The sequence below is a fragment of the Methylobacterium sp. E-065 genome (assembly GCF_022829605.1).
Lineage (GTDB): Bacteria > Pseudomonadota > Alphaproteobacteria > Rhizobiales > Beijerinckiaceae > Methylobacterium.
On record NZ_JAKSYD010000057.1, the window covers coordinates 1 to 25,673 of the forward strand.

Sequence of the window (25,673 nt, forward strand, 5' to 3'; positions counted from 1 at the left end):
AGAGGTGTTCATGCCAGCCTTCACCGCTTGGCCGGCTGCGCTCGCCCGACCAGCTCCGCCGGCCAAGCTAACCGTGGTGGAGCGGCCTACTGCGCACTAACTTTAACCTTGGACCACCCTGTGGGGGCCGATCAACGCCACGAACGCCCTCACGCAGAACAACAACAACTTGGCGCAGTCTCAGAACGCGGCCGGCGCGAACATCTTGGGCGCGCTCGTCGGCCTCGCGGGTCTCGGCACCGGCTCGGCTGGCTCGGCTGCTGGCGCCGCTGCTGGGGCGGCAGGGGGCGCGGCTCGTTCCGGCGGTGGCACGCTTGGCGGGAGCCTCTTTTCTGGCATCGGCAACTTCTTCAGCAACCCCTTCAGCGGCCAGTAAGGGCGGGCGACATGAGCGGCGGCTTCGGACTTCCTGTCGTTGATCTTGCTGGCGCGCTCGGCAAGCTCGGGCAGTCCTATCAGAGTAGCTATGACGCGGCTTTGCAGAAGACCGCCCTGACCAGGCTCGGCCAGCAGGTACAGGGTGGCGACTATGCGTCTGCCGCTCAGACCGCTTTCGGGGCCGGCGATGTCGGGACCGGCATCGGCCTATTGAAGCTAAGCGAGGAGCGGCGGAAGCAGCAGCTCACGGCCGATGCCGATACGGACTTCATGCGAGGCATTGGCGGTAGTTTCGGCGTCGGTGGACCGGTCGGCGCCCCTGGCGGCGGCCCTTCGCCGTCTGGCGGTGTGCCGTCGTTCCTCGACCTGTCCGGCCCGTCAGGGAGCTACCAAGCGAACCTGTTCAAGCGGGAGAGCAACAACAACCCGAACGCTCAAGCCGGCACGTCCTCGGCGCGCGGGCTCGGCCAGTTCACTACCGGTACTTGGAACCGGGTCGCGAAGCAGAACCCCGACCTCGGCCTGACGCCTGTAGGCCCTGGCACGGATGGCCGGACCGATCCGCAACAGATGATCCGGGCGACGCAGGCGCTCACGTCCGAAAACGAAGGCCTGTTGCAGAGCGCCGGCCTCCCGGTGACGGACGCGACTCGGTACGCCCTGCACTTCCTGGGTGGCGGCGGCGGGCGCCGCCTTGTGGCTGGTGCAATGCGCAACCCCGATACCCCGGCCAATATGCTTGCCAGCCCCGACGCCGTGGCGGCCAATCGAACCATCTTTTTCAACCGTGACGGCTCGCCGAAATCAGCCGGCCAGGTGCTTGGAGATTTCAGTCGCAGCTTTGGCGGGGGTGGCCGTGCTGCCCCGCAGGCTACGCCGCAGACCGCGAGCGCGGATCCTTCCTTCGCACCGCAGATGCCGGGCCAGTCCCCGCAAGCGCCTGTGCAGGGCATGAACCCGGCTCGGCCGCAGCAGGCCACCCCGACGCTGCGCCCGGTCCAGTTCGCGGACGACGAGGCGCAGACTCAGGCGCTTGAGCAGCGCATGGGGATGATGCCGCCCGCACCTCCTGCGAACCCGCAGGCGGACATGCCGGCGCCGAACGCTCAGCCAGCGCAGTTCGTCATCCCGCCCGCTCCGCAGGCCGCGCCGGGCGCCGTGGCCGCAATCCCGCCGAGCGTGACCGGCGCGGACTCTCGCGTCTCGGCGGTGCCGCAGCGGCGTCCGCAGATGCCGCTCTCAGGCGCGCCTGAAATTTCCTCGGGTGGCCTGCCGGGTCAGACCCCGACGCTGCCCGTTCTGGGCGGCCCCTCGGGTCGCGTCATGGCGATGCCGGGCGATGGGCCGGCGCCGATTGCACAGACGGGTGCGGTGACTCCGGTGGATCAGGCGTTCACGGCCCGCGCGGACGCTATCGCGCAGTCGCCTCTCAGCGCGCGCATCCCGCTCCTGCTGCGAGCGGTGGCGAACCCGAACTTGAGCGAGGGGCCGAAGCAAGTCGCCAACATGCTGCTGAAGCGCGCGTTCGATGAAACCAGCATGCCCGACAGCGTAAAGGAGTTTCAGATCGCGCGGGCCAACGGCTGGACGCAGGCGCAGAACCCGGCGGCCTATGCTCGCGAGAAGCTGCGCAATCCGGGCGAGGACCTGACGGGCCAGATCGACGCCCGTGCTGCGGCCGGGCAGCGGTTCGGCATGGACCCCAATAGTCCCGAATTTCGGGATTACGCTCTCGGCAACAAGCCGACGCGCGATCCCGGGCAGGAGCTACAGGCGCAGATCCGCGCACGGGAGGCAGAGGGAATTCGTCTCGGCTTGCAGCCAGGATCGGCTGAGCTGCAGAACTACGCCTTGGGTAATCGCCCGGTGGCCGAGCGGCAGACGGAAGCCGAGAAGATCACGGCCGGCGCCGCCGCGCGCCGTCAGGCGGCGATTTCGCAGGGCCTCGACCCAGCGGACCCGCGGATCCGTGATTTCATCGTCTCGGGCAACCTGCCGAAGGAAAACCAGCAGCAGCTCACGGCCGGCGATCGCAAGGCGATCAACGACGCTGAGGACCACGCCTTGGTGCTGGATCAGACCATCGGCACCCTGTCTCGCGCGAAGGAACTGAACCCGCAGACCTATACCGGGCTCGGGGCCGGCGTTCTGGGGCGCACCGGCACGACGTTCCCCGGCGCTGGCTTGGTTCTCGACCCCAAGAAGGCTGAAGCGAGCCGCGAATTCAATCAGATCATGTCCATGGAGGCGATCAAGTCGATGTCCTCGACCCTCAAGGGGGCGACGACGGATCGCGAGATGGATCGGTTCGTGGAGATCCTGGGCGACCCGGCTACCCCGCCGGACATCCGCGGCCGCACCATCGACCGCATGCTGACCCTGGCGCAGCGGCAGAAAGATCTTGCGCAGGCCCGGATTGGGCAGATGCGTGAGGGGACCTATTACCGTCCCGGCGGCGGCGCGTCGGCTGGCGCAACCGGCGGCGGTCAGGGCGGCGGGCCCGCGCTTCCGGCTCTGCCGCCCCCTTCGGCCTCGAACCGTCCTCCTGCGCGCTCTGATGCTCCGGCGGCCATCTCTGCGCCGCCTGCCGCAGTCCAACATCTGCTGGATAACCCGCGGCTGAGCGCGGCCTTCGACGCGAAGTACGGGGCGGGCTCGGCCGCTGCGATCCTCGGCGGGCGCTGATATGGCGTCCTCGGCTCGCCTGGCCCCTCTGGGTGCCTTCTACGACGATCCCGACACGGTGCCGCCGGGGTTCACGGGGTATGTTGCCCCCGTCGCTCCGACCGGTGCCCCGGTCCCGGTTTATCACGGTGAGGGGCTGACGGCGCTCGCGGATCTCGCGCTCGGCGCCGGCTACGGTCTGGCCGACATGGGCCAGCGCACAGCGGATCTCTACGGCCGCATCCGCAGCGGTGAAATCGCCCCCGGTGCGTTCTCGCGGGCTGTCGCGTCCCACGCTCTCGGCGGTCTGTACGACACTGCGGCATCCGCCGTCACGGCGCCTCGCGACGCGTACTCTGGCGCGCTCCCTGTGTTCGGCCTCGATGGGCATGTGACGGATGAAGCCATGGGTCGGGCCAATCAGATGGCCGGTTTCGCCATGACTGGTTCGATGCCGTTCAAGGCGCCGGCTGGCGCGATCCGGTCGTTCGGTGGCGGCGAAAGCCTGGACGACATCTTGGCGTCGATGTCCGCAGCGATGGATAAGGGCACCGCCTCGGCAGTTCAGGACATTCGCCCGATCAGCCGCGTTGATCCGCGGGCGGTGTCTTGGGACCTCTACCACGGCACCGACGCGCCGGCCGATTTCACCCGCTTCGACACGAACCTGCCCAAGGCTCAGCGGGGGCACACACCCAGCAGCGAGACCGGCGGCGTGTTCCTGTCGCCGTCCGCAGACGAGGCGGCGCAGTATTCCGGGAGCATCGGCGGTCGGGCGGGAGCGGAGGCCGGGCCGCGGGTCATCCGCGCAACGGTCGATCCGGGCCGCACTGACGTGTTCGACCTCCCGCATCTGATGGAGAATGACCCGGCCTTCGTGGCGCGGGCGCGGCAGACCGTTATTGACGAGAACGACGGCCGGCCGGCGGCTGGCCGGATGTTCGATGAGCGCCATGCGCGCATGCTCGAAGAGTTTCAGTCGGCGCGCGATCTCAACAAGCAGCTTACCGAACTCGGCTACCCGGCGACCGAAGTTCCGCAGGTGCAATGGGGCTATGGCGCGACCGGTGCCGCGATGCAGATGGCGCGCGAGCGCGGCCTTGATACGGCGGTGTTGCGGGGGCTGTCTGAGAGCAACGGCGGCGATCAGATCGTGGCCCTGACACCCGGCCGCGTGCGCTCCTACTACGATCCGGAACACCTCCTTTACAGCGGCGGACCTGCTGGCGCCGTAGCTGGTGTGCCGGTCCTTGCCTCCTCCTCCGGCCCAAAAGGCGCCACGATGGAAAATCCGTTCGATCAGTTCGACGCGGCGCCGGTAGCGTCCACCGCGGCCAGCAACCCGTTCGATCAGTTCGACGCCCCGGCGCCGCAGCCTCGCGCTGCCAGCTTCGCGGATCGGTTCGGTGACGGGCCGATGGCCTCGACGCTCGACACCTCGACGCCGGAGGGGTTGGCGCTGCGTCGGACCGCGGATGAGCGTTTGGTGGGGCCGCCTTCGGTCACGAATGCCGCGGCGGTGGCCGCGATGCGGGCCGGCAATGCCTTCGGCCTCAACCTCCCGAGGAACGCGGGCGCCGCGATCGCGTCCCTGCCGGGTGTCGGCAACGGGCGTGGTTTCTCCGAGAACTACACGCTGGCGAAGGATCAGGAAGACGCCCTGGCGCGGCAATATCCCAAGACGGCCATCGCCGGCACGGGGGCCGGGATCGGGGCCGGAGCCGTTGGGCTGCCGGCTATCCGTGCTGCGGAGGGCGCAGGCTTCGTGGCGCGGGCGCTCGCCAATTTCGGCACCGGTCTGGGCTACGGCGCGGCGTCCGAATTTGCGGATAGCAAGGATCTCGGCAGCGCGGCGAAGGCCGGTCTGGTCGGGGGCGGTGTTGGCGTGCTTGGGGGCGGCCTCCTTGATGCGGGTGGCAAGGTCTATTCGGCATTTGCTCGACGCGGTGCCCCGTTCCGTACCGCCGACGGCGGGCTGACCGATCAAGCAACTGCAGCGCTGCGCGAAGCTGGAATAGACCCGGCGACTATCACACCCGAGATTGAGGCCGCTTTTGCAGCCAAGGGGCCATCTGCTGCTGCGGCGCGCGAGGCGCAGGCGGCAGAGTTCGGCTTGCCGTTGTCCCGTGGGCAGGCGACCGCCGACCCGCAGATCCTCGCTCAGGAGGGGCGCGCCTTGGCGGGCCAGTCCGGTTCCCGCGCGCAGGAGATTGGGCAGGACTTCACCGCGCGGCAGACGGAGGCACTGACCGGTGTCCGCGATAGGTTTCAGGGCATGGCTGCCGGTACGTTTGACCGGATTGAACGCCCGCAGGAGGCATACGAGGCCGTGGCGGATCGGGCTCGGCAGGCTGTCCAGGCCGATGCTGAACGCGCGAGCGTGGCGCAGCGTGGGCTGGATGACGCCTTGCGGGCCGTCCGTGGCCGCGGTGGTGCGGATGCCCTCGACGGCGCTACGGCCGCGGCTCAGGGCCTGCGGGAGGCTTCGGCGCAGGGCAAGGCCGGATACCGGGCAGCCTACGATGACGTGGGGGCGCTGCCGCATGTGTTTGATGCCGGCGCGCTCGACATGCTGGGTAGCCGTGTTCGCTCACGGCTCGCGCCGGATGTGGTGATAGACGATCGCCTGACGCCGGCCGCGCACCGCGCGTTGCAGGACCTCGACCAAGTGCCCGAGATCTTCAACCTGGCACCGGGGCAGGGGCCGAGCCTCGCGCAGACGGAACAGCTTCGCCGACGGGTTGGCTCTCTGTATCCCTCAACCGCAACCAACCCGGCGGATCGGCGTGCCCTTGGGGCGGTCTTGGACGAATACGACAGCCACCTGAACGACGCGGCGGCGATTGGCGCGCTCAACCGTCCCTCTGCGGCCCCTGCGGCGGCCGTGGACGACTTTCCCGGCTTTGCGGCACCGTCCGCAGCCCCGGCGCCTACTTCGGCCGCTGGCGGGGCTCCTACGGGCACGGGCGAGCCTGAGACCCTTATGCGGTTCCTCGGCCGGTCCGGCGGCGTGCCACTCGATGCGGAAGCGCGCGCTGCGGATCTGCATCGGGCCTATGTTCCGGGGCAAGGTACGCTCGCCCGCAACAACGCGCCGACGTGGGATCAAATTCGGGTCCGGCTTGCCGAAGAAGGTTTCCTGCCGCCCGGCATGGATGGCACCGCCTCGGCCCGCGATGTCGCTGATTGGGCGCGCAACGCGATCCAAACCGAACGCACCGGGGGCCGCCCGGTCGTGCGGATGGGCGAGGAAAGCGGGATCGGTGGCCGCCGTGCCGCTGACAGTCTTGCTGGCGAGAATGCTGCCTACACAGAGCGGATGGCGCCTTTCCACCAGCAGGTTGCCGACGATCTCGCGGCGGCGGGCGTAGATCCGCGGCAGGCGCACCCGGAACACCTCGAAGACGCGGCGGCCCGCCTCTACCGGGGCGAACACGATAACGGCGCCGATGCCTTTGAAGCCGCGATCATGGGGCGCCCGGCCGGCGAGACCCCGCGCGGCCCTGCGCCTGAAATCCCGTTTGACGGGGCGACAGCGCGTGCCACGTCCGACGCGCTGCCGATCGGCGACACGGCGCCCCTGGAAGCGATGCAGCGGGCCCGCGGCCTGTTCCGCCAGTATCAGACTACCTTCAAGCCTCGTGGCCCCGGCGATACGGCCGGCGCGAACTTGCGGCGCATCGTGGAGCGGGACGCCAGCCCGAACGAAGTCGCCTCGATGCTGTTCGGGTCGACCACGGGGCGTGTCTCGCCCGGCCAGATGCAGACGCTCGCCCGTTTGCGCGATGCCGTCGGCACCGATAGCGAGCCGTGGGCGGCCGTGCAGCGGGGCCTCATCGCTCGGCACTTGGGCGGCGAAGGCCAGGACCTGGGCCGGCGCCTCGACTACCTTTTGCGCGGCGAGGGGCGGACCCTGACGGCTTATCTGAGTGAGGAGCAGCGCGCCGGCCTTGGGCAGTTGCGGGCAGCCGTGCAGCAGGCCGAGAACGCGGGGCGGCCTACCCCGACCTGGGCGACCGACTTGGAGCGGACCGGGTTCGATCCGAACGCCGTCGGCCGGAGCCTGTTCGGTTCGTCGGGCGCGATTGGCGCAAAGCCGGGGGCCGCAGCCGAAGCGCGGGCCGCTCGGGCGTTCCTAGGTGCCGACAGTCAGGAATGGTCCGGTCTGCGCCAAGCGGCTGCTCAGCGGCTTATCGACCCCGCGACGCCCGCCACGAAGATGGTCGGGCAGCTCCGTGACTTCACGGACGGCGCCGGCAAAGGAGTTGCCTCGACCCTGTTCTCTGCGGAGGAGCTGGGCCATTTCCGGCGCCTCGCTGCGGCGCTGCAAGCGACGGTGCGACCGGACGGTACGATCAAGCCGGGCGCTGCCGGTGAGGTCGGGCGCAAGGCTGTGGCGAAGGCTGCGGACCTGATCGCGGGCGCCATCGCCTTCAAGGTCGGCGGCTTGGGCGCAGCGGCCGGCACCTATGGCGCCAAGGTTGGGACGCGGGCGATCATCGGCGGCTTGGGCGCGGCTTCAGCTCGTCGGTCGTTCGAAGGTGGCGCACCACGGCTGCTGGCGCCGCCTCCGACCCTGCCGGCGGGACAGGTCGGCGCCGGGGCTGGGCTCTACGCTGGACAGCAGTAGCTTAGTCCGGCCAGCGTCCGCGCTCGATGCGGTGCCGCACGGCCGGGTAGAACATCACAGCAGCCAGCGTGCCGCAGGATGCAGCATTCACCCAATTCCCTCCGTGGTAGGCCCAGACGATCAGGTTGACGATCGCCATGCCTCCGACCGCGAGCGTGATGGCAAGCTGTAGAAGGGTGATCCGATTGCGGCCGGTATATGGTTCGCGGCTGAACCAGAACTTCGCCTCTCTGGTCCAATCGACAGACGGGGGTAGCCGCCCCTCGCTCTCCAAGCGGTCGCGTTCCTGTGCAGCAGTCGTGAAGCGCCACCCGGCCATAGGCTCAAGATGGGAGGCGCCGCGAGGCCGCGCAATCGGCGGTCATCGGCAGTTCGTCAGGGTCGTCATCCCTACGCGGTTCGTGACGCAGGTTGTTGGGCCGGCAACGGGTGCGGCGGCCATCGTCGCCAGTTGGCTCGCGGCAGCCCGGTCCTCGAACTGACGGGCTGCCTTGGCTTGCTCGAAGTCGAACTCGGCCGGCATCATCTGCTTGCGGTCCACCTTCTCGGCCAGGACGACGCGATAGGCCAGGATCTCCTCTTCGCCTGCGGTGGTTGGCCTGCCTGTCAGGATCCGCAGCTCTGCGTTCGTCCCGCGTGCCCATTCGGCCCATGAGATGCGATGCGCGTTGCGGTCGGCCTTCAAGGCTTCGGCGCGCGAGCGTGCCGCGGCAGCTGCGGGCGCATCGGCCTGTGCCGTGGGGGCTGCGGTCTGACACGCCGACGCCAGAGCGGCCACGGCCGCAGCGATAACCAGTCCCCGCAAAGGTCGCCTCCCGCATCGAGCGCGGCAACCTACGCGAGAAACTGGCAGCCGGGCTATCCCCGTGCATCGTTCGTCAGACCGCCCGGCAGCAGACCGTCACCGCATGGCTCGGCCCGTCCTACCGCCCGCGAGATTTCTCACGGGATCGCTTCGGTTGAGGTCGGCCGCTGCCCCTCGGCAGCCTTTCTTTGGTTCCGCTAGCCTGGTTTTCCCCAGAACTGAAACCTCAGTAGGCGTGCCCTTCGGGGATTTGCACCCTCCCCCCTTTGGCAGGGTGTCACCATGACGGTGATCCCTTGTCGGCTTCCGCGCCAGCCGCAGCCAGGCCGCCCACTCGGGCGAAATGATCCGGACGATGTTGGTGTCGTTGCGAAAGCCCGTGATGCGCCGTTCCTCGACGGTGACGAGACCGAGCTTCACGGCTTCGCGGATCGCGTTGCGGACCGTCGTCTCAGCCACGCCGACGATCGCCGCGAGATTGCCCACGGCAAGACGGCAATCCTTCCGGCGGGCTACCTCGGCCGCCACGAGGGCGAGCACGCCTTGCTCAGCTAGGGTGAAGCGTGCCGCGATAGCTGGCGGGAGCCGTCCAGAGGCGGCCCAGCGGCGGCGGCGCTCCATTGAGGCATCCGTGCGCGGCTGAGAGCCTACGCCCGTCCTGGGGCTTCTCGCTCGATCCGGGGAGGCCTGCGCAGATTTGCGCCCCCCCTGTTCTAGCCGCGCCTCGATCAGCCCAGACAGCGCCTCGGCCTCGGCCTCCGTGATCTGCCCTTCCCCGAACGCGCGCCACAACGCGGCCGTGACAGCGGACAACGCGGCGCGCGGAGCCGCCTCCACCTGTCGGCGGATCTCATCGGCATAGGTCATCGAACCCGGTCCTTTTCGGACCGCGGCTGTGAACGAGGCACGACTTCATCGCTCCGGGAATTGGCGTTCCCGTTGACTCCCGGCGGGAGCTATGGCTGATGGGGATTTGACAGCGGCCCCACCAGGCCATTTCGATTTCGCGGGCTCTCTGTTTGGCGACAGGGGGCCCGTAGTCGTTTCAGGGTCTCAGATCCGCGGTGGCTGCTCTCCTGACGATAGCCACGACTCGCCAAAGGCGGCCGGGCCGTAACGGTCCATGTCGGCTGGGCGGCACGGTTAAGTCAACGTTGGCATCCCAATGGTCGACATCGATCGATGCCGCCGTATGCTGCTGAACCAGCGGTCTGCCACACAGCCTGATCGCGCCACCACAGCAAGCGGACCGTCTTATGCGCCTCTCGACCGTTCTTGCCGGCCTGTGTCTCGGAGCTACGCTGCCTTGCGCTGTGTTCGCCCAATCGGCCCAGAAGTCTGCTCCTATGACCACCCCAGATCCGGCTTTGGTGAAGGTCGCGCGGGAGACGGTGTCACAGATGCAGGGCGACCGCACCGCTACGCTCAGCGCCATGGCTGGACCCATGGTCGGCATGATGCAGCAGCTCGGCATCAAGGAGCCCGACAAGGCGCAGGTGCTGGTGCAGGAAGTCGTATTACCGACCTTGACCGCGCACTACGACGAGCTGCTCGACATGCAGGCTCGCGGCTTCGCCACAGTCTTGGGTAAGGACGACCTACAGGCCATCGCGGCTTTTTACGCTACCCCCGCCGGCAAGCGCCTCGTGGCAGCGCAGCCGCAACTCGCGCAGGTGCAGCTGACGGGTATGCAGCAGTGGATGCAGTCAGTGATGCCTGAGATGCAGGGCAAGATCGTCAAGGCGGTCCAGGCCCACGGCTGGACGCAGGGCGGTCAGACGAAGCCGCATTGAAGGGCTGAAGTCGCAGGCCTGCCACGCGCGGCATGACAGGCTCGGTATCGGTGCGGCCCGAACGATGGGTTCGCTGGTCCAATCCTTCAGCGTATGCATGGCGCTGAACTGGAGAACCACCGTGGCCGAACAGGCATCGAGCTTCATGCGCGACTGGATCGCCGCAAATATCCGCAGCGATCCCGTCCATCAGGAACGCGATCTGGCTCAGCGGACCGCAGACGAAATCGGGCGCCTGAAGGATGACGCCCGCGCGGAAGGCCTTGACCTCAACGACCCTGAGTTAGAGGAGGGCTTGCTACGCGACGAGATCACCGCAGCGATCAAGCGGGTCACCAGCTAGAGCTACGTGCCGCGCGGTGATGATCTAAAAGGGACAAGTTGATGCCCTTCACCGAGCGCCTGAAGCCGAAGGGCTGTCTGGAGTGAAGTTTACGCCGCTGGCGATGACGGTTGGCGTCTTCGTGATCGCAACCGGCGCGGTAAGGCTCCTTCGTGAGGCCGGGTTCGACCAGGCTCCTTATATGGTTCTGATTGCTGGGCTAATGGCGGGCATGGTCATGATGGTGCTTGGGTCATGAGCGACCCCGAACCCGACGAGCTCTTTCGCGCACGGCTGCTGCGCGTCGTCAGCGAGGAGCTCCGTCCCTTCGCCAGGATCGCAGTCGGTGCAGAGCTCGATGCAATGGGTCGCAAGTACAATCGCTTCAGAACCGGCGCGCCGCTGAAGGGTTTCGACGGGTTCAGGGACGATCAAACCGAGAAGCAGGGCCGCAAGTAGGAACCTTGATGACCCTGTCGCACGCCTCACGGAAGAGGCGCTGAATGTGAGGCGGCCGCTGGCCTGCTCGATGTCGCTGTGCCCTGCAGATCATCCAAAATCTAAATTTGCCGCTGGTCAATCTCGCGACTTAGCGGCCGGCGTTAGCGTACCGCCATCAGGCCGCAGGTTCCCGCAGGTCGCCGCCATGCCAATTCATCTCTACGACCACCTGCACCGCTACATTGTTGTAGCACTGGTGTGCGGTGGCTTGGCGATGATGGGAGCGGCCTGGATATGGGACGCCCTATGAGCCGGTTGCTCGTCAAATCGAGCTACGTGCGGCACTGCGAGGATCGTGAGGGTGCGAACTGATGGCTGATGCCGCCGACTCAGAAATTGAGTATTCGCCGCTCTGTGGATGGGTCACCCGCGACGGAGTCACCGTGCAGGTTCACATATTCCGCTCCGCTGGCACCTCTGACGAGTGGACGCTTGAGGTCGTCGACCAAGTCGGCACGAGCACCGTGTGGAAAGAGCTCTTCCCTGACGATCAGTCCGCGTTCGAGGATTTCGAGCGGGCTGCGAGCGAAGATGGCATGCGGTCATTCTCGTTGCAGCAGCACCTGCACTAGCGCCATCGCGATCCGCCCCGTCGGCGTTGATACGTAGGGCGGTCGAAGGCCGGTTGACGCGCTCTACATGGCCCATATGCCCACACTCAGCCTCACGCTTCCGCTCCGCATCTGCATCCTTGATGACGCGGCCTGCGTCGAGGATGCGAATGGCCGACGCACCGGTTTCGTCGCCTGGTCAGACGGTGGCGGCGACGCAGGCGATGAACCGTTCACGCGCGCCGAGGCCATCGAGCAGGTCCGCCTAATCGCGAGCGCTTGGACCAACGCGCTGGTCAGCGGAGACACACTTGATACCGGCCCCGCCCCTGAGCCGGGCGCCGCAGCCGCCGAGCCTTCGCCGGAGGATTGAAGGCGCTCGCGAGGCCTCCGGCGTTATCTTCATCGACAAGAATTGCGTGGGGCCGGGGGTGCTACTGCCAGTAGTTCTTCCAAGCACGGCTCACGCCTAACGCCATCGTCAGCCGGATCACGCGATCGAACGCCTGGTCGTGGTCGAGATTGAGGTAGCTCCTCACGCCTTCCCGCTGTTGGATGCCGTCGCGTAGAGCCGCCTCGGAACGGACGCGTCACCACGGAGTTGCTCGGCAGGTCGAAGCGAGGGTGAGATGCTGACAGGTAGCCTACTATGGATGATTTGGGGCCCGATCCCCCTCATCATCCTGCTGTAGTTCTTCTTCCTGCGCGGACGCTAGCGATAGCCAAGACGACTGCCTCGACACCGCCATCCAGACGGCTATCCTGCCGGGATGCGCACAGTTCTCGCCGCACTTGCTCTCGTCGTCGCTGCCGGTGGGGCGCAGGCTGTTGAGCAACTGCCGAAGTTCAAGCCCAGCACCCTCTACTCGGATGCCCGCACCACGCTGATGGGGCTCGGCTGGCAACCTGCCCCTGTGCCCGCAGCGAGCCGGGAATGTGATCGCCGCGAGAGCACTTGCGACGCCTACCCGGAGGCTGAGAAGTGTGCGCCGTTCGGAGCGGCGGCCTGCTCAATGCTTTGGAAGCGTGGTGAGCAGATCATCAGTGTGATGACGGTCGGCGACGCCGATATTCTGGTCCGATCGGCGTCCTGCCGGTCTGGCTGTTAGCTCAACCAGGTAGGGGCGAGCTCGCGAGCATAGTTCGAGAGATCCTCTAACCCGCTCGGCACCGCCCCGATCTGATCACGGGTCGGGGGAGCATCCGATCTCACCAGCGATGAGCCAAGCTGATACGCAACGCGGGCCAGGGGTAGGGTGGTGCTAGGCGGTTAGCGTACTGTGCCCAACCCGTTACGTTCGGCGTCCCGGGGTGAGATCAGCACACGCAAGAGCCCGCCGCGGCGAACCGGGCGGGCTAAGGTAGGTCTCGGGCTCAGGCTTAGCTGAATGCATCCAGTGGCGGCTGCTACAACATGAGCCAGCTTTTGAGCATTTCGGACACGAAAAAGCCCGCGCCGGCGAGCCGGGCGGGCTGATCCAGATCCGAACATCGGGGGCATGAGATCGAACCTCCGCGAGGCGTACCATGCGTCCGTTAAAGAAAAACCCGCCGCGGGGTACCGGGCGGGCGAAGGTAAGGGAGGCGCCCCGAATGGCTTCCGGACGTCGAGGGCATTTCTCACGTCGGATGGTTAATGAAACGCTAGCGCGTCGCGGTGCGGTTGCGGTTCGATGAGCGCCGCGGCATCGGTGCCGCATGATCCGATCCGAGCTCGTCGCCCGCATTGCGGCGCAGAACCCGCACCTATTCGCGAGGGATGTCGAGGCGGTGGTGAATACCATCCTCGACAGGATGACCGATGCGCTGGCGGACGGCGACCGCGTGGAGCTGCGCGGTTTCGGGGCGTTCTCGACACGAGCAGTCGAGGCCCACACCGGCCGCAATCCACGGTCTGGCGCCATCGTGCAGGTGGCGGCTAAGACTAGTATCCACTTCAGTCCGAGCAAGGTGATGCAGGCCCGGCTCAACCGCGAGAAGATTGAGCCAGAGGACGAGGCGGAACGACTGTTGCGGGCATCCTAAGCGGGTCGTTCAGCACCGCTCCGGCTGCGCCAACAGGATGGCAGCGCGCACCGCTGCGCGCCGCAGATCATCGCTCGCCCAAGGTTGACGCATCAGCGTCCTAGCGAACGGATGCCCCGCGACAGCCGCGGCTGGATCTATGCGGAAGCTCTCGCCAAAAACCACCGGACCACTCTGCGGGTCGGCCATGTAGGCGTCGACGACCGCCGCGACATCGTCATCGACGACATGCAGCGTTGCCATTAGATCGAGGGTCATAGGGTACGCCATCGCCGCGCCGTAGACGTATCCGCACAATGGCACAGTGATCTATGTGGATCTTGGCCTGTGCTTGCGCTCACAATCTCGCGATAGAGTGCAGTCTAGGTCGTACGAATTGGCCAAGGCGCGCGCCAGATCAATGGTCGCCCACAGCCCTCAGTCAGCATCTCCGGCAGCAGGGTGCTTATCGCCTCGTGCACGGCGAACCATCGCCGCACCAAGCGTAGCAGGCGGTCGTCGGTGGAGCACTCGCCGTTAATCGCGTTGCCACGGACTCGTTGTGATGGGGCGATAACCAGTCTGTGCGCGTTTATTATTAATCTCCGTCCACGGAACGTTTTTAGCTAATCAATACCTATTCACTAACTGGGTGTTGAGTGCCGTGTTCATCCTGAGCTTGATCTGTCTTGTTTCAGGATGTGTCCTCGCCGGCACTGCTTCACGGCGACCCAGCCAACAAGCTCTGATGGAAGGCCTCGGTGGCTTTTTGATCGTGCTCAGCCTCTGTCTGATCGGAGCTGGTCTACCCCTCTTCCGATAGCTGGTCTCAGAGATGGACTCGGAGGCCAAGTGGGCCGGAAGTACCAACGACATCACGCTCGTTCGAGCAGGTCGAGGAGCAGCGTGCCGGCCGCCGCGATGACGTTGCCACGGCCGCGCCAGGGCAGGATGTCGGCGACCGGCAGCGGATCGGACAACATTTCGGCCGCCAAGTGATCTGGAACTGCCGAGCTTACCGGATTATCAGCCCGCATGGCCAAGCGCGTGAAGCAGTACCCTCAGGATCGAGGCACCGTCCTGTTCGACGTCGTGTTCGAAGATGGCAGCCGCGCCTCGAACCGGCGTGTGCCGATGGAGATCCTGGGCGGTCTCGACGGCGATCAGCCTGCCCGCGATCTCATCGAGCAGCAGGAAGCCGAGATCTCCGCGAAGGCTGGTCGGTCACCGCGGGTGATCCAGAGCCTGATACGGGCTGCCAAGCCGGAGCCTAAGCCCGAGCGGGAGTAGCTTGGCGCTACCCGCACCAGTGCAACGGCCGGCAGCGGGGCACCGATCGCTCCATGGGCCCTGAGTGAGGGCCGGGCCTCATGGCGGTGTTCCGCATCCCTCGAACGGCTGACGCGCCTCCCTTCGATGCCCGATAGCTTTGTCTCCGTGGACTTCGCGGAGGAACTTTCGATGCGCTTTTTCTTGGTATCCGTCCTGCTCGTAACCATGACCAGCGCACCTAGAGCGGACGACCTGGCAGATCTGCCGGAGCTGGCTTGTGCACTGACCTCAACGCTACTGGAGCGCCAGCAGATCGGCTGCCCAGACGACACCTCACGGACGGCAGCTCAGCTGAGCAGAGATAAAGTCCAGTTTGCGCAACCGGACGATGCGGCCAACGACTGATTAGTCACCTCCAGGCACAGCTACTCAGCGACCTTATGCCCGCTGCAGAGGAGCATATCGCATGTCTGACGAAGGACCTCCCCTCTTATTCGTTGCCTTATGGGGTGCGTTTGCCCTGCTGATGCTGGCCGGTCAGATGCAGCTGATTGATCGTGGCTCCCACATCGCGATGTCTTATCAGATCGACGAGAGCAACGGCCCAATCGCAATGGCCGCGCTCGATTGAGAGCCGGTCAAGCCAAAATTCTCGAGGACTACTGGTCGCGCACGATCCGGAGTGCCGGCTCCAGCACGTAGGGCGAGCCGGGCAAATGCGCGCCGTCGCCCTCACGTCGGACAAAAATCTCGGAGGCCTGGCGTGGTGAGAGTAGGCCTGCAGGCAGGTCCAGCGTGAAGCCGTGCCAGCCGGTGCCGATCCCCTCTACCGCCAGATCCTCACGGAACTGAATGGCCCGGCAGCGGCCCAGCATGCGTCCCGTGATGCCGATCAGCACCCATAGAGACACGTCAGGCATGTCCGGGTCCCATGCCCAGCCGACGATCCGCCGGTGGGTCAGGGTGCCAACGTGCCCGAGCAGCGCCACAGGCCTCTCACGCCGCCAGCAGCGCCGTCCAAGCGCCGACTGCATCGACCGCCTTAGCACAGATCCGCAGTCCGTCGGCCGAGCGACGCACCTCGACGACGTGGGGCACGCCCGGAGCCAGCCGCACGTCCAGCCCGAGGTCGAAGCCGACTTGGCCGTCTCCGACGCCGGCTTTGGCCAGGTCTGCGCGGTATTCGCTTGCAACGGCGAGCGCCACCACAGCCCCGTCCACCAGCACGTCCAGGCACACTGGTGTGGCAGGCTGCGCGGCATCCTGCGCCCAGCCGCCCACGTGCAGCATGCCATCCGCACCGACCACGCAGCGGTCCAGCCAAGCCCGCACAGGGCGCAGCTCCGTGTTTTCGCATGACGCGATTGTACGACGGGCCAAGCGTCCACGCAGCGCGGCCAGTTCGGGACCGAGTTCGGTGCGCGGAGCGTAGGGCACGGGTGCAACGCCCGCATCGAGGGCGTGGACACCACCGAAGCCACAGCGCACGCCCGGGGCAGCCAGGAAGCTTTCGGCCGGGGTGTTCTCGGCTAGCAGCAGGTCATGGCTGTCGAGTTCGATGTGCCAGTACGTGAGATCCGCGACAGTCTCGCCGCGGGTGATGCTGGTGCCGTTGACCAAGTGGCCGGCGGCTACAAACAGGCCGTCGAGCCATAGAGCGTGATCGGGCGAGAGCAGCAGGTCGCGGGTGGGTACGTTGTCGGCCAGAGCGCTCGCATTGATGCGCACGGGGCAATCGTGTTTCGGCGCTGTGAAGCCAGAATAGCCGCGCGAGCCGATCCAGCGGATCGAGCGGGGCTTGCCGCCGGCGGTAATGGCTAGATCACCCACCTCCAGATGCTCCACCGGCACGTCCGAGATCAACCGCTCACGCAGCACGCGTATGCGGGTGCCCGTGACGTAGCAGGGGGCGGGTCTGGCTGGAGTAGTGGGATTGGTCGCCGGTGCGGCGCGGACGACGGTGCCGCCATTACCGTCTGACGCCGCCACGAAACTGGTCGTACGCGGAGCGGACAGCACAAAGTTCTCACTCACCTGCCCGCCGCCGGCCCGGGTACCGGTGATGGTGATCGAGGTGTTGGCGCTATTGTAGCTGACACTTGAGTTGGTCAGCCCGGCCAGTGCGAGTTCGTTGCCAGATCCAAAGTTGGCAATGGTGTTGGAGAAGGTGGTGTTGCTGGCTGGCTGAGCAGCGACATCAAGCCCAAGTCGCGCGGTGGCGTTGCCGGACATGCTGGCGAAGGTGATGGGCCCCGTGCCGGCCGAGGTCGCTGCACCGAGCTGCAGTGTGCTGGACGTTGCGCTCCCGGCCGCGCCGATCGTCGTGCCGCCCGAGTAGGTGTTGGCCCCGGTGAGCGTCAGGGTGTTGGCGCTGTTCTGGATGACCCCGCCGGTCCCGGTAATCGTGTTGGCCAACGTGGAGCCGCCAGCGGCCGCGTTGATCTGCAGCGTGCCAGTCTGGATCGCGACGTTGCCGCTGATCGTGCCACCGAGGTTGAGCGTGTTCGCGCCCGACGTGAACGTCGCGGCGTTGCCCTGCGTCGAGCCAGCACCGCCGGCCAGCGTACCACCGGCGTTCACCGAAATGGTTGTATTCGAAGCAACGACGCCAGCCCCGCCCGTCCCTTGCGTGCCGGCCGTTCCGCTTAGACCGCCACTGCCTCCGGCCCCGCCGGCGCCGCCCGTAACCGACGCTCCGTTGACGATCGTGAGGCTGGAGTTGTCGCCATAATAGAGGGCTGCACCGCCACCGCCGCCGTTGCCGCCGAACGAACCTGCGGCACCGCCAGCCGCGCCGCCCTGTCCGCCGGCGCCGCCAGTGATAATCGTCCCATTACTGGTGCTGTTGGTACTTCCCGCTGCAAATCTGACTAGGGAGCCACCGCCACCGCCACCGCCGCCGCTGCCAGTACCATCGCCAGCGCCACCAGCTCCGCCAACACCGACTAAATTGGAATAATCGGTATTCTGGATTGTGCCGACGCCAGGATAATTGAACAAATCAGACGGGGCGCCGCCGCCGCCACCGCCACCGCCGTTCGATCCAGCGGTCGCAGATGTACCTTGCGTGCCGTCGACACGGGCTATGACCTGTGGAGAATTGGTCGTTCCGCCGCCGGCAGCGCCGCCAGCGCCCGCGCCACCAGCGCCGCCCGCCGCCCCACTTCCGCCACCTCCGCCACCGGCGCCTGGCTGGGTACCCGAGCCACCGGTTCCACCCGTCCCGCTCAGGGTCGGATCGTCTTGGCCGGGCGTACCGCCGCTAGTACCACCTGCGCCGTTACCGCCCTGCCCACCTGACATAGTTGCGTCCCTGGTCGCCCTGCATGGACCCGTCAGCCGCGATTTCGCGCGGGCGGGTGCTTATCTCCTGTCGTGGCGTCGTTGAGTTCAAGGAGTCGAGGGCGGAAGCGATCACAACGCAGTCGTTGGCCCTCGCAGGCCGCAGTTTATCGTTAGCTGTGTTATCCAGGATACAGCGTAAACTGACATCAAATCAGCTTATTCGATCACCGGCAGCGTGGCGGGCTGATGCCGGGTCTCGGGCCCGCTCCAGCAGGTCCACGAGCGCCACACCAGCAGCGGCGATAACGTTGCCCCGGCCACGCCATGGCAGGATCTCCACCTCGATGGTCGGGATGGTCGCCGCATCCGGCATCTCCTGCTCAGGCGCATCGATCTCACGGTCCTGATCGTTCCCGCGCAGCCATGTCACCTGCGAACCGGCGGTGTTCTCGGGAGCGGCGAGGGACGGCTCAGCGTCCCCACCGTCTTCGTGGTCGGCGTCGCCGTCCATGCGATCCAGAACCGCGATGATCCTGTCTGCTGCGTCGAGGGCGGTTTGTGCCGCCTCCTCTAGGCTGGCGCGCAGGGCGGGGCCGTCGAGCGGCGCTAGGATCGCAGGCGCAACCGGCTTCGGCCGCAGGGTGAAGGTGAGCACGTCGCCCATGGGGTCAGGTCTCGGGGTGTGAAGGAAAGGCCCGGCGGGATCCGGCCGGGGCGGTACGCACGACGACAGGACGGATGGAGCCGCTGTCAGCGACCCAGGCGCTCGGCCTGGACGTGAGCCAGCAGCTCGCGGGCGAAAGCCTCGGTCTCGTCAGGGTCGCCGTTCTGGACGATCGGTACGGCCAGGATCTTCAGACGGGTCTCACGATCTGTACGGTTCGTCGGCGGCCGCCGGCGCGCTTCGTCGGTGGCCGCGGTCTCGACGTCGGTCAGGGCATCGCCGAGCCACTGCATCAGCTCGCCAGCCACGTTGAAGTCGCCGTTGAGGCCGCGCTTCTTGCAGCGCCCTGTCCACACAAAGGCGTAAGCGGCGCTGCCGACGCGGTCCGCGAGGTCGTGGAGGGACTGCAGTTCGTCCAACGTGGCGGACGCGAGGTCGAGCATGCTGACGAGGTTCGGGGCAGCCGGAGCCGGCCGCCGTGCCTGAGTCTCGGTGAACGCCAGCAGATCCCGCGTCAGGCCTTCGCCGAGGCCATCCGGCCAAGTCACGCCAATATCGTCGCTGCGCTGTGCAACGCGCGCCTTGAGCTTGAGCCCAGCCAGCGAGGCGGCCGACAGATCCGCAATCTGGATCTCAATCTCGTGCAGGGCTATCCCAGCCTCGCCTGACGCCTCCTCGGCTGCGGCTACGCCCGTCCGCTCGCGCCACTCTTCCTTCTTCTGAAACCACGCCCGCCATTCAGGGCCGGCATCTGCAGGTGCGGCACCTGGCCAATCTTGACCGCTGGCAGCCTCGCAAACAGCGCTCTCTTCGTCCATCCGCTGCTGGTAGAGATCCACGGCGGCTTCCCAGAGTGGTGCGAGCGCCATCAATTCCGCGTCGCTCTGTTCGCGCAGCGCCTGCGTGGCGGGTTCAGCGCCGGTCCGGATCGCCTGGGCGGCCCCGAAGACGCGATCGGATCGGAACGTGAGCGCGTGCACGGCGTCGCTGCGCAACTCGCGCCGGATCCGCTCTTCCCATTCGGCATGGGCCTTAGCCGACAGGTGCGGTGTCTCAAGGATGCGCCGACGCGCCATCTCGGCCTGCACGCGGGTGTGCATCTGCAGGGCGTTGAAGCTGAGCCAGTGCGCGACCGGGCGCCGGGAGACCTTGCCGGTAGCGTCGGCGTAGGAAATCGTACCGTCGCGATGGTCGATGCCGCCGCCGGCCAGCGCGTCGTCGGTGAGGCCGGCCTGCGCGACCTGCTCGGCGTGCACGGGAGCCGGCGAAGGCTCGGTGGCGAGCGGCCTAGGCGCTGGAATGCGGGCCTGCAGGTCAGCGGCGCGCTCGCGCAGACCAGCGGCAGGGTCGCGGCGGATCAGGTTCTTGAGGGACGTGCGTAGGGACATCGCGGGATCCTCGGATGAGGGCGCGGGCAGCCGGCCCGCTCGGGGTGCGGGCTGGGTTCAGAACAAGGTGGCGAGGCCGGTCAGCACCATGCCGCCGCCGATGATGGCGATGGCGGCCAGCAGCTCGCCAGCCGTGTCGAGGAAGCGGAGGCTACGGCTGTGCGCGGTGTCGGGCCGGACAGGGGCGACAGCCTGCCAAGGCTCGATCGTGCCGGGCTGGGTCTCGTCGGGCAGGCTGCGGTAGCGGCGATCCAGCGGGATCTGGCGGCGACCCGTGCGGGCGCTGGTGCTGCGGACTGGGACGGGCTGGCTGAAATTCGGCATGCGGGCATAGGTCATCGTTCGCGCTCCTGGTGGGGCTCGTGGCGGTGGGTCGGTGGTGGTGAGGGGTGCGAGGCGGCTAGGCCGGTGCGGCGCGGTCCAGCGGCGTGAGGTCGAAGGGGGCGGCGCCCGGCCGCTTGGCGACCTTGAGGAGGCGCCTGCGGGCCGCGCGGAAGGCGACGGGATCGCCCGACGCCTCTGCCCGGTCGCGGTAGTAGGCGACGAGCGCAGCGGCTTCCTCGGCTGTCGCGGGCGTCATGCTGTGGAGCGCGAACCGTGCTTCCGTACGGACCCGCAGCAGGCCGGCACGGTAGGGGCGCCAGTCAGCCGGGAGGGGAGCGCCAGCGACTTGCGCTGCACGGGCGCAGTCACCAGTCCGGCGGTAGGCCGCATCCCCGGCTTTGGCCCAACGGATCGCCTCGGCGAAGGGATCGAACGCTAGGGCGGGCCGGTAGGACGCGAGCGACACAGCGACGGCGAGCGCCGTGCGGCGGGTGACGGGGGCGGGCATCACGCAGCGTCCGCCAGAACAGCGCGAAGGTGCTCAAGGTGAGCGGTGGCCTGCCCGTCCGGATCGTCCAGCGTCCGCAGGTAGAAATCGGCCAAGGCGACATCGCCCCTGCGGGTGGTCGGGACGATTTCGGCCAAAGCCTCGAACGCAGCCCGGTCGGCGTCCACGAGTTCGCCTAAACGGGCCATCTGCGCGTCGTCGTCCTCGTCCAAGCCTACGTGCGCGGCCTGATGGGCTTGCCGGGCGACGTCGGCGGCCTCGATCGCCGAGAAGATCGGATCCACGGCGGGCGCCGGGGCGGGTTCCGGGTCCGGCAGGACGGTGCCGAGCGGGTAGACCATGCCGGCGGTATAGGCCCATGCGGGATGGTCGCCGTCCGGCCCGTACAGGTCGGGCAGGAGCACCCACAGCCGATCATCGATCCGGTTCAGCAGATCGTCCGCGACGTCGGACGCATCGGCGCGCAGATCCTCGTCGGTGAACTGGTCGGCCTCGGCGCGGCCGTCGCCGTAGACGTACTGCGCGAGCGCCATGCCCAGAACGGCAGTCCCGATCTCGGCCTGTGTGGCGGGCGACAGCTTGTGCCACGCCTCGGCCAGCGAGAACGGAAGCGGCAGGCGGGACCAGAACGCGGCGTGGTCGGGCAGGCGGGCGGTATCGTCGCCGCGAAGGGCCAAATCCGCCAAATTGGCGCTTTTGCTCGCGGCAGGGACGGCCGTGGCTGCGAGAAGGCCGGCGGCGAGGGCGCGGCGGTTGATGCGGGCGGACATCAGGTCGCCTCGTGAGTGACGGAGCCGGCCAGGATGCCGGGCCGTGCTTCGGCGAGCATGCGAGCGACGCTGGCACGGTCGTGCATCACCTCGAACGCGAGGTTGGCGGCGACGCGTTTCGGATAGAGGGCGCTACCGCCCTGCTGGCCGACGATGACGTGGAGCGCGCCAGTCCAGGGGTCACGAACGGTACGCGGCGCGTCGACGTGCAGGCACCAGTAGTTCGGCTGCGTCTTCGGCCAGGAGATCGTGTAGCCGTGCAAGCTGACGGTCTCGCCGTGCTCGATCACGCGGGTGAGGGCGGCGATGAAATCTGCGTAAAGCGCCTTGTCGGGTTTCGGCGCAGGGGCGCGCTGTGTGAGGCGGCGGGCCATGGCTCAGGCCACCTCGCCGAGGTAGCGGCGCACGGCCGGGAGGTCTCGCACGAGCATGATGCTGCTGGCGCCCAGGAAGACGGGCGCGAGCCACGCCAGGAACACGATCTGGTCGGGGGTGAGGTTGGCGAGCATGGGTGCGGACCTCAGTGAGCGGCCATGTGGCGGGCGAGCTTGGCGGACCGCCACGCGGCGGTGAGGCAGACGGACATCGCCTCGGCCCAGGTGCCGCCGAAGCGCTCCTGATGGGCGTGAGCGGCCTTGGCGGCGGCCGACATGATGGCGGCGCGGTCGAACTGGCCGGCGGCGTAGAGCGGGCGGCGGGTGGTGCGCACCGTCATGTCGATGCGGGCGGTGGCGGACAGCAGGCCGGCGGGGATCGTCGGGCGGCTGTCGCGGCCGGCGCGGTCGATGCGGGTCCAGGAGACGGTGCGGTGGGGCATCAGTGCTATACCGTGTCGTAAGCTCGACGTGATGTATAGGTCTATAGCTCGTGTCAGTCAACAGGGCTCGACATGAGATATTGCTTTTCGGGCTTGGCGATCTTAAAATTTGGCTTCCATGAGGATCCCGACTCTATGACCGTGACCCGGCTGAACCCGCATTTGTGCCGGGCCGCTCGTGCCTTCCTCGACTGGCAACAGCAGCACCTTTCAGATGCCTCAGGCATCCCCCGGCCGACGATCACGGCATTCGAGGCAAAGCGCGACGACGCGGCGAAGATGTCGACCATGAACAACAAGGCCGCCGTTGAGGCCTTTGAGGCCGCGGGGCTCGAATTCATCCCCGAGAACGGCGGCGGGGCCGGGATCCGGTTCCGGGAGCGGAAGGGACAGCGGTAGATCCGGCTTGGGTGTTGCGCCGTTACATTTGATGCGGGAAATCCCGCGCGGTCCCTTGCCGTGCCACGTCGCGGTGTGCATTTAAGCAGGCACGCACTCCCACCGTGGCATGTCCCGGTGGATAGGCCGCAATTCCTCCGGGGGTTGCGGCCTTTTCGTTTTCACGAGCTTCCTGATGCGGCGTGTAATTGCCTATATTGACGGCTTCAATCTTTATCACGCCATAGATGATCTTAAGAAACCTCACCTCAAGTGGGTAGATCTTCGCCAGTTGTCTTCTAATATTTGTGGCAGCAACGAAACGCTGACCAATGTTTATTTCTTTACTGCTCTGCCAACGTGGAAGGTTGAGTCCATTGTTAGGCATCAAGAGTTTATCAAGGCGCAGCGACACGCTGGAGTTGAATGTGTTATCGGGCATTTTAAGGAGAAGAAACAACAGTGCCGAGCATGTGACGCCCGATGGGTTGGGCATGAGGAAAAAGAGACTGATGTGGCAATTGCTGTACAGATAACAGCAGATGCCTTTCTTGATCGATATGACCGCGCGCTCATCATCAGCGCCGACTCGGACTTGGCGCCTGCATTGCGAACTGTCCGGCAGCACTTCCCCCTTAAGGCTCTGAACGTCATCGCTCCACCAGGGCGGCTTGGCCATGCTCGCGCCCTCAAACCGATGCTCGAAATCACTCCTGGTCGCTTGGCAAAGTGCCTCATGCCCGAGACTGCGACAGAGGCAGATGGAACGGTGGCGTTCAGTCGTCCGTCGCCATACAAGCCGCCGGCATAGGACGGCACGCCGCTTTGGTAAGCCGAAGACGACCAAAATACCTCTATGGCTACCGGCACTGTGAAGTGGTTCAACGAGACCAAAGGCTACGGCTTCATCCAGCCTGACGATGGCGGCAAGGACGTGTTCGTGCACATCTCCGCCGTCGAGCGCGCAGGGATGCGTAACCTGATCGAGGGGCAGAAGATCTCCTACGACGTCGAGGCCGATCGGCGCAGCGGCAAGGAGAGCGCAGCCAATCTGAAGAGCGCCTGACCCTTCCCATTCCGGGACCACCGCCGGCCCTCATCGCAGTGCTTCGGCTAACCGGACCCTGACATCCTGCATCCCGAGCCGCGTTGCATATCGGCTCGACCGCTGGCGGCAACTGGCTACGCAGTCTTATAAGCAGCCGACGCCGGGGAACTGGTGCCCGTACTACTAGTTGGCCAAGCAACTGTGTCGAGTACTACCGCCCCGTACTGCTCGACTCGGATGCGCCCGGCCAAGGATCATCTCCCCTTGGTCGGGTTTTTATTTCTATTCAGCAATAACTTGATACAAATCTGCGACTTCTTGTGCTTTCGGCGATGGGATCCGTCGTGCGGTCGACCGAGTTCATGGATCACACTTCCTGGATAGGAGATGATCCTGATGAGACGTCTTGCTCTTGCCTCGACGGCGCTGCTGGCCGCCCTCGCCTTTGTGCCAACCGGCGCTGATGCACGCGGCTTCGGTGGTGGTGGCTTCCATGGCGGCGGCTTCCGCGGCGGTGGATTTGGCGGTGGCTTCCGCGGCGCCGGCTTTCGGGGTGGCTATGGTGGCTTCCGCGGGGGATATGGCGGTTACGGTCGCGGGTACGGCTATGGCCGCGGCTATGGCTACGGTGGCGTGGGATTAGGCCTTGGCTTGGCGACGGGCGCGGCCCTCGGATACGGCCTCGCCGGCGGTTATGGCTATCCCTATGGCGGCTACGGCTACGGGTACGGCGGCTACGCTCCCGTGGGCTACTACGGCGGCCCCTATGGCTACTACCGCCGGCCCTACGGCTACTACGGCGGCTACGGGTACTAAGCCGCACGCAACTCCTTCACCTCGCGCGGCCACCCTGCGCGAGGCACCGTACACTCGGACGTAACCCGGCTGGCGCATCCTGCTGGAACGCCGGTGAGATAGACGACCTCCCCCGCCAGCCCGTGATCAGATTGGGCGGCGGGGCCGAGCCGGAAGTCAGGTAAGTGCCTGCGGATGAGAGAATGGTGCGCCGGAGAACGTCTCCGGCTGGGGCGGGCAGCCACCGTGTGCTCTCCGGCGCGTGGTCGTCTGGCCGAAGCCGAGACCGCTGTAGGAGCCGTTGATCGACGCGCGTCCATTGCAAGCCGGGCAGCACTGCACGGCCAGAGCATAGCGGCTTACCGCCTCATCGAGGCTGACCGGGCGCCAGTCTCCTTCGATCTTCACGTCGCAGATTTGAGAGGATGACTCGTAGGTCGGAGACGGGCTCGTCACGTCGAAGTGGCCTCGGTGTCGCTGTCCTCCACGTCTGGAACGGTGTCGCTGAACGGCACCGTGAGTACTGAGTGTCCCGCCGTGTCCACGATCTCGAAGGTGCAGGTGAACCAGTCCCGCACGCTGTACGAGCGTGTACGCGCGATCAGATCCCGCGCCGCCTCCAGCGCTCGTGACCGCGCCGCGTCCAGATCGGGTAGCTCCTCGCCCTCCGGATCGATCGCCAGCTTGTCCCGGCCGTAGCGCAGGTTGAGGAAGTAGCGCGGCATCAGGCACCCTCGATCAACCGCGCGTACTCGGCCTCGGGCGGGCCGTAGCTG

Annotated in this window: 32 protein-coding genes; 16 read left to right on the forward strand and 16 right to left on the reverse strand. The window is 66.7% G+C overall.

Going from position 1 to position 25,673, the window contains the following annotated elements; genetic code table 11:
• Positions 1 to 387 precede the first annotated feature (387 nt).
• Entirely contained in the window at positions 388 to 3,063 is a 2,676-nt protein-coding gene (locus MKK84_RS05365; RefSeq protein ID WP_243917263.1) for a hypothetical protein, read from the forward strand.
• 1 nt (position 3,064) lies between these two features.
• Positions 3,065 to 7,672: a hypothetical protein gene (locus MKK84_RS05370; protein ID WP_243917265.1), complete on the forward strand. Its 4,608-nt coding sequence runs from the start codon at positions 3,065 to 3,067 to the stop codon at positions 7,670 to 7,672.
• A gap of 1 nt (position 7,673) precedes the next feature.
• Here MKK84_RS05370 and MKK84_RS05375 read toward each other — a convergent pair whose 3' ends face one another.
• The 3 genes from MKK84_RS05375 to MKK84_RS05385 form a co-directional block, all read right to left on the reverse strand.
• Positions 7,674 to 7,946, reverse strand: coding sequence for a hypothetical protein (locus tag MKK84_RS05375; protein ID WP_243917267.1), 273 nt, complete (start codon positions 7,944 to 7,946; stop codon positions 7,674 to 7,676).
• Between the two features lie 87 nt (positions 7,947 to 8,033).
• Positions 8,034 to 8,477, reverse strand: coding sequence for a hypothetical protein (locus tag MKK84_RS05380; RefSeq protein ID WP_243917268.1), 444 nt, complete (start codon positions 8,475 to 8,477; stop codon positions 8,034 to 8,036).
• A gap of 96 nt (positions 8,478 to 8,573) precedes the next feature.
• Positions 8,574 to 9,344, reverse strand: coding sequence for a helix-turn-helix domain-containing protein (locus tag MKK84_RS05385; protein ID WP_243917270.1), 771 nt, complete (start codon positions 9,342 to 9,344; stop codon positions 8,574 to 8,576).
• A gap of 479 nt (positions 9,345 to 9,823) precedes the next feature.
• On the opposite strand from MKK84_RS05385, the gene MKK84_RS05390 reads away from it, so the two are divergent.
• The 7 genes from MKK84_RS05390 (at position 9,824) to MKK84_RS05420 (ending at position 13,669) form a co-directional block, all read left to right on the forward strand.
• Positions 9,824 to 10,270, forward strand: coding sequence for a DUF2059 domain-containing protein (locus MKK84_RS05390; protein WP_243917272.1), 447 nt, complete (start codon positions 9,824 to 9,826; stop codon positions 10,268 to 10,270).
• A gap of 121 nt (positions 10,271 to 10,391) precedes the next feature.
• Positions 10,392 to 10,613 (forward strand): hypothetical protein, encoded by a 222-nt coding sequence (locus MKK84_RS05395; protein ID WP_243917274.1) that lies wholly within the window; start codon positions 10,392 to 10,394, stop codon positions 10,611 to 10,613.
• A 234-nt stretch (positions 10,614 to 10,847) separates the two neighbouring features.
• Positions 10,848 to 11,051, forward strand: a complete 204-nt coding sequence (locus MKK84_RS05400) for a hypothetical protein (RefSeq protein WP_243917276.1) — start codon at positions 10,848 to 10,850, stop codon at positions 11,049 to 11,051.
• A gap of 353 nt (positions 11,052 to 11,404) precedes the next feature.
• On the forward strand, positions 11,405 to 11,665 hold the full coding sequence (locus MKK84_RS05405; protein WP_243917277.1) for a hypothetical protein: 261 nt from the start codon (positions 11,405 to 11,407) through the stop codon (positions 11,663 to 11,665).
• 67 nt (positions 11,666 to 11,732) lie between these two features.
• Positions 11,733 to 12,017 carry a hypothetical protein gene (locus MKK84_RS05410; RefSeq protein ID WP_243917279.1) on the forward strand — a complete coding sequence of 95 codons (285 nt, stop codon included), beginning with the start codon at positions 11,733 to 11,735 and terminating at the stop codon, positions 12,015 to 12,017.
• A gap of 397 nt (positions 12,018 to 12,414) precedes the next feature.
• Positions 12,415 to 12,753: a hypothetical protein gene (locus MKK84_RS05415; protein ID WP_243917288.1), complete on the forward strand. Its 339-nt coding sequence runs from the start codon at positions 12,415 to 12,417 to the stop codon at positions 12,751 to 12,753.
• A 589-nt stretch (positions 12,754 to 13,342) separates the two neighbouring features.
• On the forward strand, positions 13,343 to 13,669 hold the full coding sequence (locus MKK84_RS05420) for an HU family DNA-binding protein (protein WP_243917290.1): 327 nt from the start codon (positions 13,343 to 13,345) through the stop codon (positions 13,667 to 13,669).
• Between the two features lie 9 nt (positions 13,670 to 13,678).
• On the opposite strand, the gene MKK84_RS05425 is transcribed toward MKK84_RS05420, so the two are convergent.
• Positions 13,679 to 13,927 carry a hypothetical protein gene (locus MKK84_RS05425; protein WP_243917293.1) on the reverse strand — a complete coding sequence of 83 codons (249 nt, stop codon included), beginning with the start codon at positions 13,925 to 13,927 and terminating at the stop codon, positions 13,679 to 13,681.
• Between the two features lie 756 nt (positions 13,928 to 14,683).
• Between MKK84_RS05425 and MKK84_RS05430 the strand changes: the two genes are divergently transcribed.
• The 3 genes from MKK84_RS05430 (at position 14,684) to MKK84_RS05440 (ending at position 15,551) form a co-directional block, all read left to right on the forward strand.
• The gene (locus MKK84_RS05430; RefSeq protein ID WP_243917295.1) at positions 14,684 to 14,938 is read left to right on the forward strand and encodes a hypothetical protein; all 255 of its coding nucleotides are present in this window, start codon (positions 14,684 to 14,686) and stop codon (positions 14,936 to 14,938) included.
• A gap of 147 nt (positions 14,939 to 15,085) precedes the next feature.
• A complete protein-coding gene (locus MKK84_RS05435; protein ID WP_243917297.1) occupies positions 15,086 to 15,325 on the forward strand; it encodes a hypothetical protein in 240 nt (79 codons plus the stop codon).
• Positions 15,326 to 15,386: 61 nt separating this feature from the next.
• Positions 15,387 to 15,551, forward strand: a complete 165-nt coding sequence (locus MKK84_RS05440) for a hypothetical protein (protein WP_243917299.1) — start codon at positions 15,387 to 15,389, stop codon at positions 15,549 to 15,551.
• Between the two features lie 28 nt (positions 15,552 to 15,579).
• Here MKK84_RS05440 and MKK84_RS05445 read toward each other — a convergent pair whose 3' ends face one another.
• From MKK84_RS05445 to MKK84_RS05490, 11 genes are all read right to left on the reverse strand, one after another.
• Positions 15,580 to 15,840 (reverse strand): hypothetical protein, encoded by a 261-nt coding sequence (locus MKK84_RS05445; protein ID WP_243917300.1) that lies wholly within the window; start codon positions 15,838 to 15,840, stop codon positions 15,580 to 15,582.
• 76 nt (positions 15,841 to 15,916) lie between these two features.
• On the reverse strand, positions 15,917 to 17,920 hold the full coding sequence (locus MKK84_RS35370; RefSeq protein ID WP_279599380.1) for a Hint domain-containing protein: 2,004 nt from the start codon (positions 17,918 to 17,920) through the stop codon (positions 15,917 to 15,919).
• An 83-nt stretch (positions 17,921 to 18,003) separates the two neighbouring features.
• A complete protein-coding gene (locus MKK84_RS35375; RefSeq protein ID WP_279599381.1) occupies positions 18,004 to 18,129 on the reverse strand; it encodes a hypothetical protein in 126 nt (41 codons plus the stop codon).
• Between the two features lie 287 nt (positions 18,130 to 18,416).
• Positions 18,417 to 18,869, reverse strand: a complete 453-nt coding sequence (locus MKK84_RS05460; protein ID WP_243917302.1) for a hypothetical protein — start codon at positions 18,867 to 18,869, stop codon at positions 18,417 to 18,419.
• 86 nt (positions 18,870 to 18,955) lie between these two features.
• On the reverse strand, positions 18,956 to 20,257 hold the full coding sequence (locus MKK84_RS05465) for a hypothetical protein (protein WP_243917304.1): 1,302 nt from the start codon (positions 20,255 to 20,257) through the stop codon (positions 18,956 to 18,958).
• 57 nt (positions 20,258 to 20,314) lie between these two features.
• Entirely contained in the window at positions 20,315 to 20,596 is a 282-nt protein-coding gene (locus MKK84_RS05470) for a hypothetical protein (RefSeq protein ID WP_243917306.1), read from the reverse strand.
• Between the two features lie 61 nt (positions 20,597 to 20,657).
• Complete coding sequence (locus MKK84_RS05475) at positions 20,658 to 21,089, reverse strand: penicillin-binding protein (RefSeq protein WP_243917308.1); 432 nt, start codon at positions 21,087 to 21,089, stop codon at positions 20,658 to 20,660.
• Positions 21,089 to 21,859, reverse strand: a complete 771-nt coding sequence (locus MKK84_RS05480) for a hypothetical protein (RefSeq protein WP_243917313.1) — start codon at positions 21,857 to 21,859, stop codon at positions 21,089 to 21,091. The genes MKK84_RS05475 and MKK84_RS05480 overlap by 1 nt, the downstream gene beginning before the upstream one ends.
• A complete protein-coding gene (locus MKK84_RS05485) occupies positions 21,859 to 22,233 on the reverse strand; it encodes a hypothetical protein (protein WP_243917315.1) in 375 nt (124 codons plus the stop codon). Before MKK84_RS05485 ends, MKK84_RS05480 begins: the two co-directional genes overlap by 1 nt.
• Positions 22,234 to 22,236: 3 nt before the next feature.
• Positions 22,237 to 22,368 (reverse strand): hypothetical protein, encoded by a 132-nt coding sequence (locus MKK84_RS35380; protein WP_279599382.1) that lies wholly within the window; start codon positions 22,366 to 22,368, stop codon positions 22,237 to 22,239.
• Positions 22,369 to 22,379: 11 nt separating this feature from the next.
• Entirely contained in the window at positions 22,380 to 22,676 is a 297-nt protein-coding gene (locus MKK84_RS05490) for a hypothetical protein (protein WP_243917317.1), read from the reverse strand.
• Between the two features lie 135 nt (positions 22,677 to 22,811).
• On the opposite strand from MKK84_RS05490, the gene MKK84_RS05495 reads away from it, so the two are divergent.
• The 4 genes from MKK84_RS05495 to MKK84_RS05510 all read left to right on the forward strand — a co-directional run bounded on the left by MKK84_RS05495 (position 22,812) and on the right by MKK84_RS05510 (position 24,918).
• The gene (locus MKK84_RS05495) at positions 22,812 to 23,075 is read left to right on the forward strand and encodes an XRE family transcriptional regulator (protein ID WP_243917319.1); all 264 of its coding nucleotides are present in this window, start codon (positions 22,812 to 22,814) and stop codon (positions 23,073 to 23,075) included.
• Between the two features lie 175 nt (positions 23,076 to 23,250).
• The gene (locus MKK84_RS05500; protein WP_243917321.1) at positions 23,251 to 23,865 is read left to right on the forward strand and encodes an NYN domain-containing protein; all 615 of its coding nucleotides are present in this window, start codon (positions 23,251 to 23,253) and stop codon (positions 23,863 to 23,865) included.
• A gap of 45 nt (positions 23,866 to 23,910) precedes the next feature.
• Positions 23,911 to 24,120, forward strand: coding sequence for a cold-shock protein (locus MKK84_RS05505; RefSeq protein ID WP_243917323.1), 210 nt, complete (start codon positions 23,911 to 23,913; stop codon positions 24,118 to 24,120).
• A 378-nt stretch (positions 24,121 to 24,498) separates the two neighbouring features.
• Complete coding sequence (locus MKK84_RS05510; RefSeq protein ID WP_243917325.1) at positions 24,499 to 24,918, forward strand: hypothetical protein; 420 nt, start codon at positions 24,499 to 24,501, stop codon at positions 24,916 to 24,918.
• Between the two features lie 431 nt (positions 24,919 to 25,349).
• On the opposite strand, the gene MKK84_RS05515 is transcribed toward MKK84_RS05510, so the two are convergent.
• Complete coding sequence (locus MKK84_RS05515) at positions 25,350 to 25,622, reverse strand: DUF6894 family protein (RefSeq protein ID WP_243917327.1); 273 nt, start codon at positions 25,620 to 25,622, stop codon at positions 25,350 to 25,352.
• Positions 25,623 to 25,673: the final 51 nt, after the last annotated feature.

Excerpts from the sequence above, each read along its gene's own strand:
- MKK84_RS05405 (WP_243917277.1), top strand. The coding sequence starts at position 11,405 with ATGGCTGATGCCGCCGACTCAGAAATTGAGTATTCGCCGCTCTGTGGA.
- MKK84_RS05485 (WP_243917315.1), bottom strand. The coding sequence starts at position 22,233 with ATGGCCCGCCGCCTCACACAGCGCGCCCCTGCGCCGAAACCCGACAAG.
- MKK84_RS05410 (WP_243917279.1), top strand. The coding sequence starts at position 11,733 with ATGGCCCATATGCCCACACTCAGCCTCACGCTTCCGCTCCGCATCTGC.
- MKK84_RS05475 (WP_243917308.1), bottom strand. The coding sequence starts at position 21,089 with ATGCCCGCCCCCGTCACCCGCCGCACGGCGCTCGCCGTCGCTGTGTCG.
- MKK84_RS05420 (WP_243917290.1), top strand. The coding sequence starts at position 13,343 with ATGATCCGATCCGAGCTCGTCGCCCGCATTGCGGCGCAGAACCCGCAC.
- MKK84_RS05470 (WP_243917306.1), bottom strand. The coding sequence starts at position 20,596 with ATGACCTATGCCCGCATGCCGAATTTCAGCCAGCCCGTCCCAGTCCGC.
- MKK84_RS05465 (WP_243917304.1), bottom strand. The coding sequence starts at position 20,257 with ATGTCCCTACGCACGTCCCTCAAGAACCTGATCCGCCGCGACCCTGCC.
- MKK84_RS05490 (WP_243917317.1), bottom strand. The coding sequence starts at position 22,676 with ATGCCCCACCGCACCGTCTCCTGGACCCGCATCGACCGCGCCGGCCGC.
- MKK84_RS05515 (WP_243917327.1), bottom strand. The coding sequence starts at position 25,622 with ATGCCGCGCTACTTCCTCAACCTGCGCTACGGCCGGGACAAGCTGGCG.
- MKK84_RS05495 (WP_243917319.1), top strand. The coding sequence starts at position 22,812 with ATGACCGTGACCCGGCTGAACCCGCATTTGTGCCGGGCCGCTCGTGCC.
- MKK84_RS05500 (WP_243917321.1), top strand. The coding sequence starts at position 23,251 with ATGCGGCGTGTAATTGCCTATATTGACGGCTTCAATCTTTATCACGCC.
- MKK84_RS05480 (WP_243917313.1), bottom strand. The coding sequence starts at position 21,859 with ATGTCCGCCCGCATCAACCGCCGCGCCCTCGCCGCCGGCCTTCTCGCA.
- MKK84_RS05425 (WP_243917293.1), bottom strand. The coding sequence starts at position 13,927 with ATGACCCTCGATCTAATGGCAACGCTGCATGTCGTCGATGACGATGTC.
- MKK84_RS05370 (WP_243917265.1), top strand. The coding sequence starts at position 3,065 with ATGGCGTCCTCGGCTCGCCTGGCCCCTCTGGGTGCCTTCTACGACGAT.
- MKK84_RS05510 (WP_243917325.1), top strand. The coding sequence starts at position 24,499 with ATGAGACGTCTTGCTCTTGCCTCGACGGCGCTGCTGGCCGCCCTCGCC.
- MKK84_RS05390 (WP_243917272.1), top strand. The coding sequence starts at position 9,824 with ATGACCACCCCAGATCCGGCTTTGGTGAAGGTCGCGCGGGAGACGGTG.
- MKK84_RS05385 (WP_243917270.1), bottom strand. The coding sequence starts at position 9,344 with ATGACCTATGCCGATGAGATCCGCCGACAGGTGGAGGCGGCTCCGCGC.
- MKK84_RS05430 (WP_243917295.1), top strand. The coding sequence starts at position 14,684 with ATGGCCAAGCGCGTGAAGCAGTACCCTCAGGATCGAGGCACCGTCCTG.
- MKK84_RS05445 (WP_243917300.1), bottom strand. The coding sequence starts at position 15,840 with ATGCCTGACGTGTCTCTATGGGTGCTGATCGGCATCACGGGACGCATG.
- MKK84_RS05505 (WP_243917323.1), top strand. The coding sequence starts at position 23,911 with ATGGCTACCGGCACTGTGAAGTGGTTCAACGAGACCAAAGGCTACGGC.
- MKK84_RS05440 (WP_243917299.1), top strand. The coding sequence starts at position 15,387 with ATGTCTGACGAAGGACCTCCCCTCTTATTCGTTGCCTTATGGGGTGCG.
- MKK84_RS05460 (WP_243917302.1), bottom strand. The coding sequence starts at position 18,869 with ATGGGCGACGTGCTCACCTTCACCCTGCGGCCGAAGCCGGTTGCGCCT.
- MKK84_RS05365 (WP_243917263.1), top strand. The coding sequence starts at position 388 with ATGAGCGGCGGCTTCGGACTTCCTGTCGTTGATCTTGCTGGCGCGCTC.
- MKK84_RS35380 (WP_279599382.1), bottom strand. The coding sequence starts at position 22,368 with ATGCTCGCCAACCTCACCCCCGACCAGATCGTGTTCCTGGCGTGGCTC.
- MKK84_RS05400 (WP_243917276.1), top strand. The coding sequence starts at position 10,848 with ATGAGCGACCCCGAACCCGACGAGCTCTTTCGCGCACGGCTGCTGCGC.
- MKK84_RS05415 (WP_243917288.1), top strand. The coding sequence starts at position 12,415 with ATGCGCACAGTTCTCGCCGCACTTGCTCTCGTCGTCGCTGCCGGTGGG.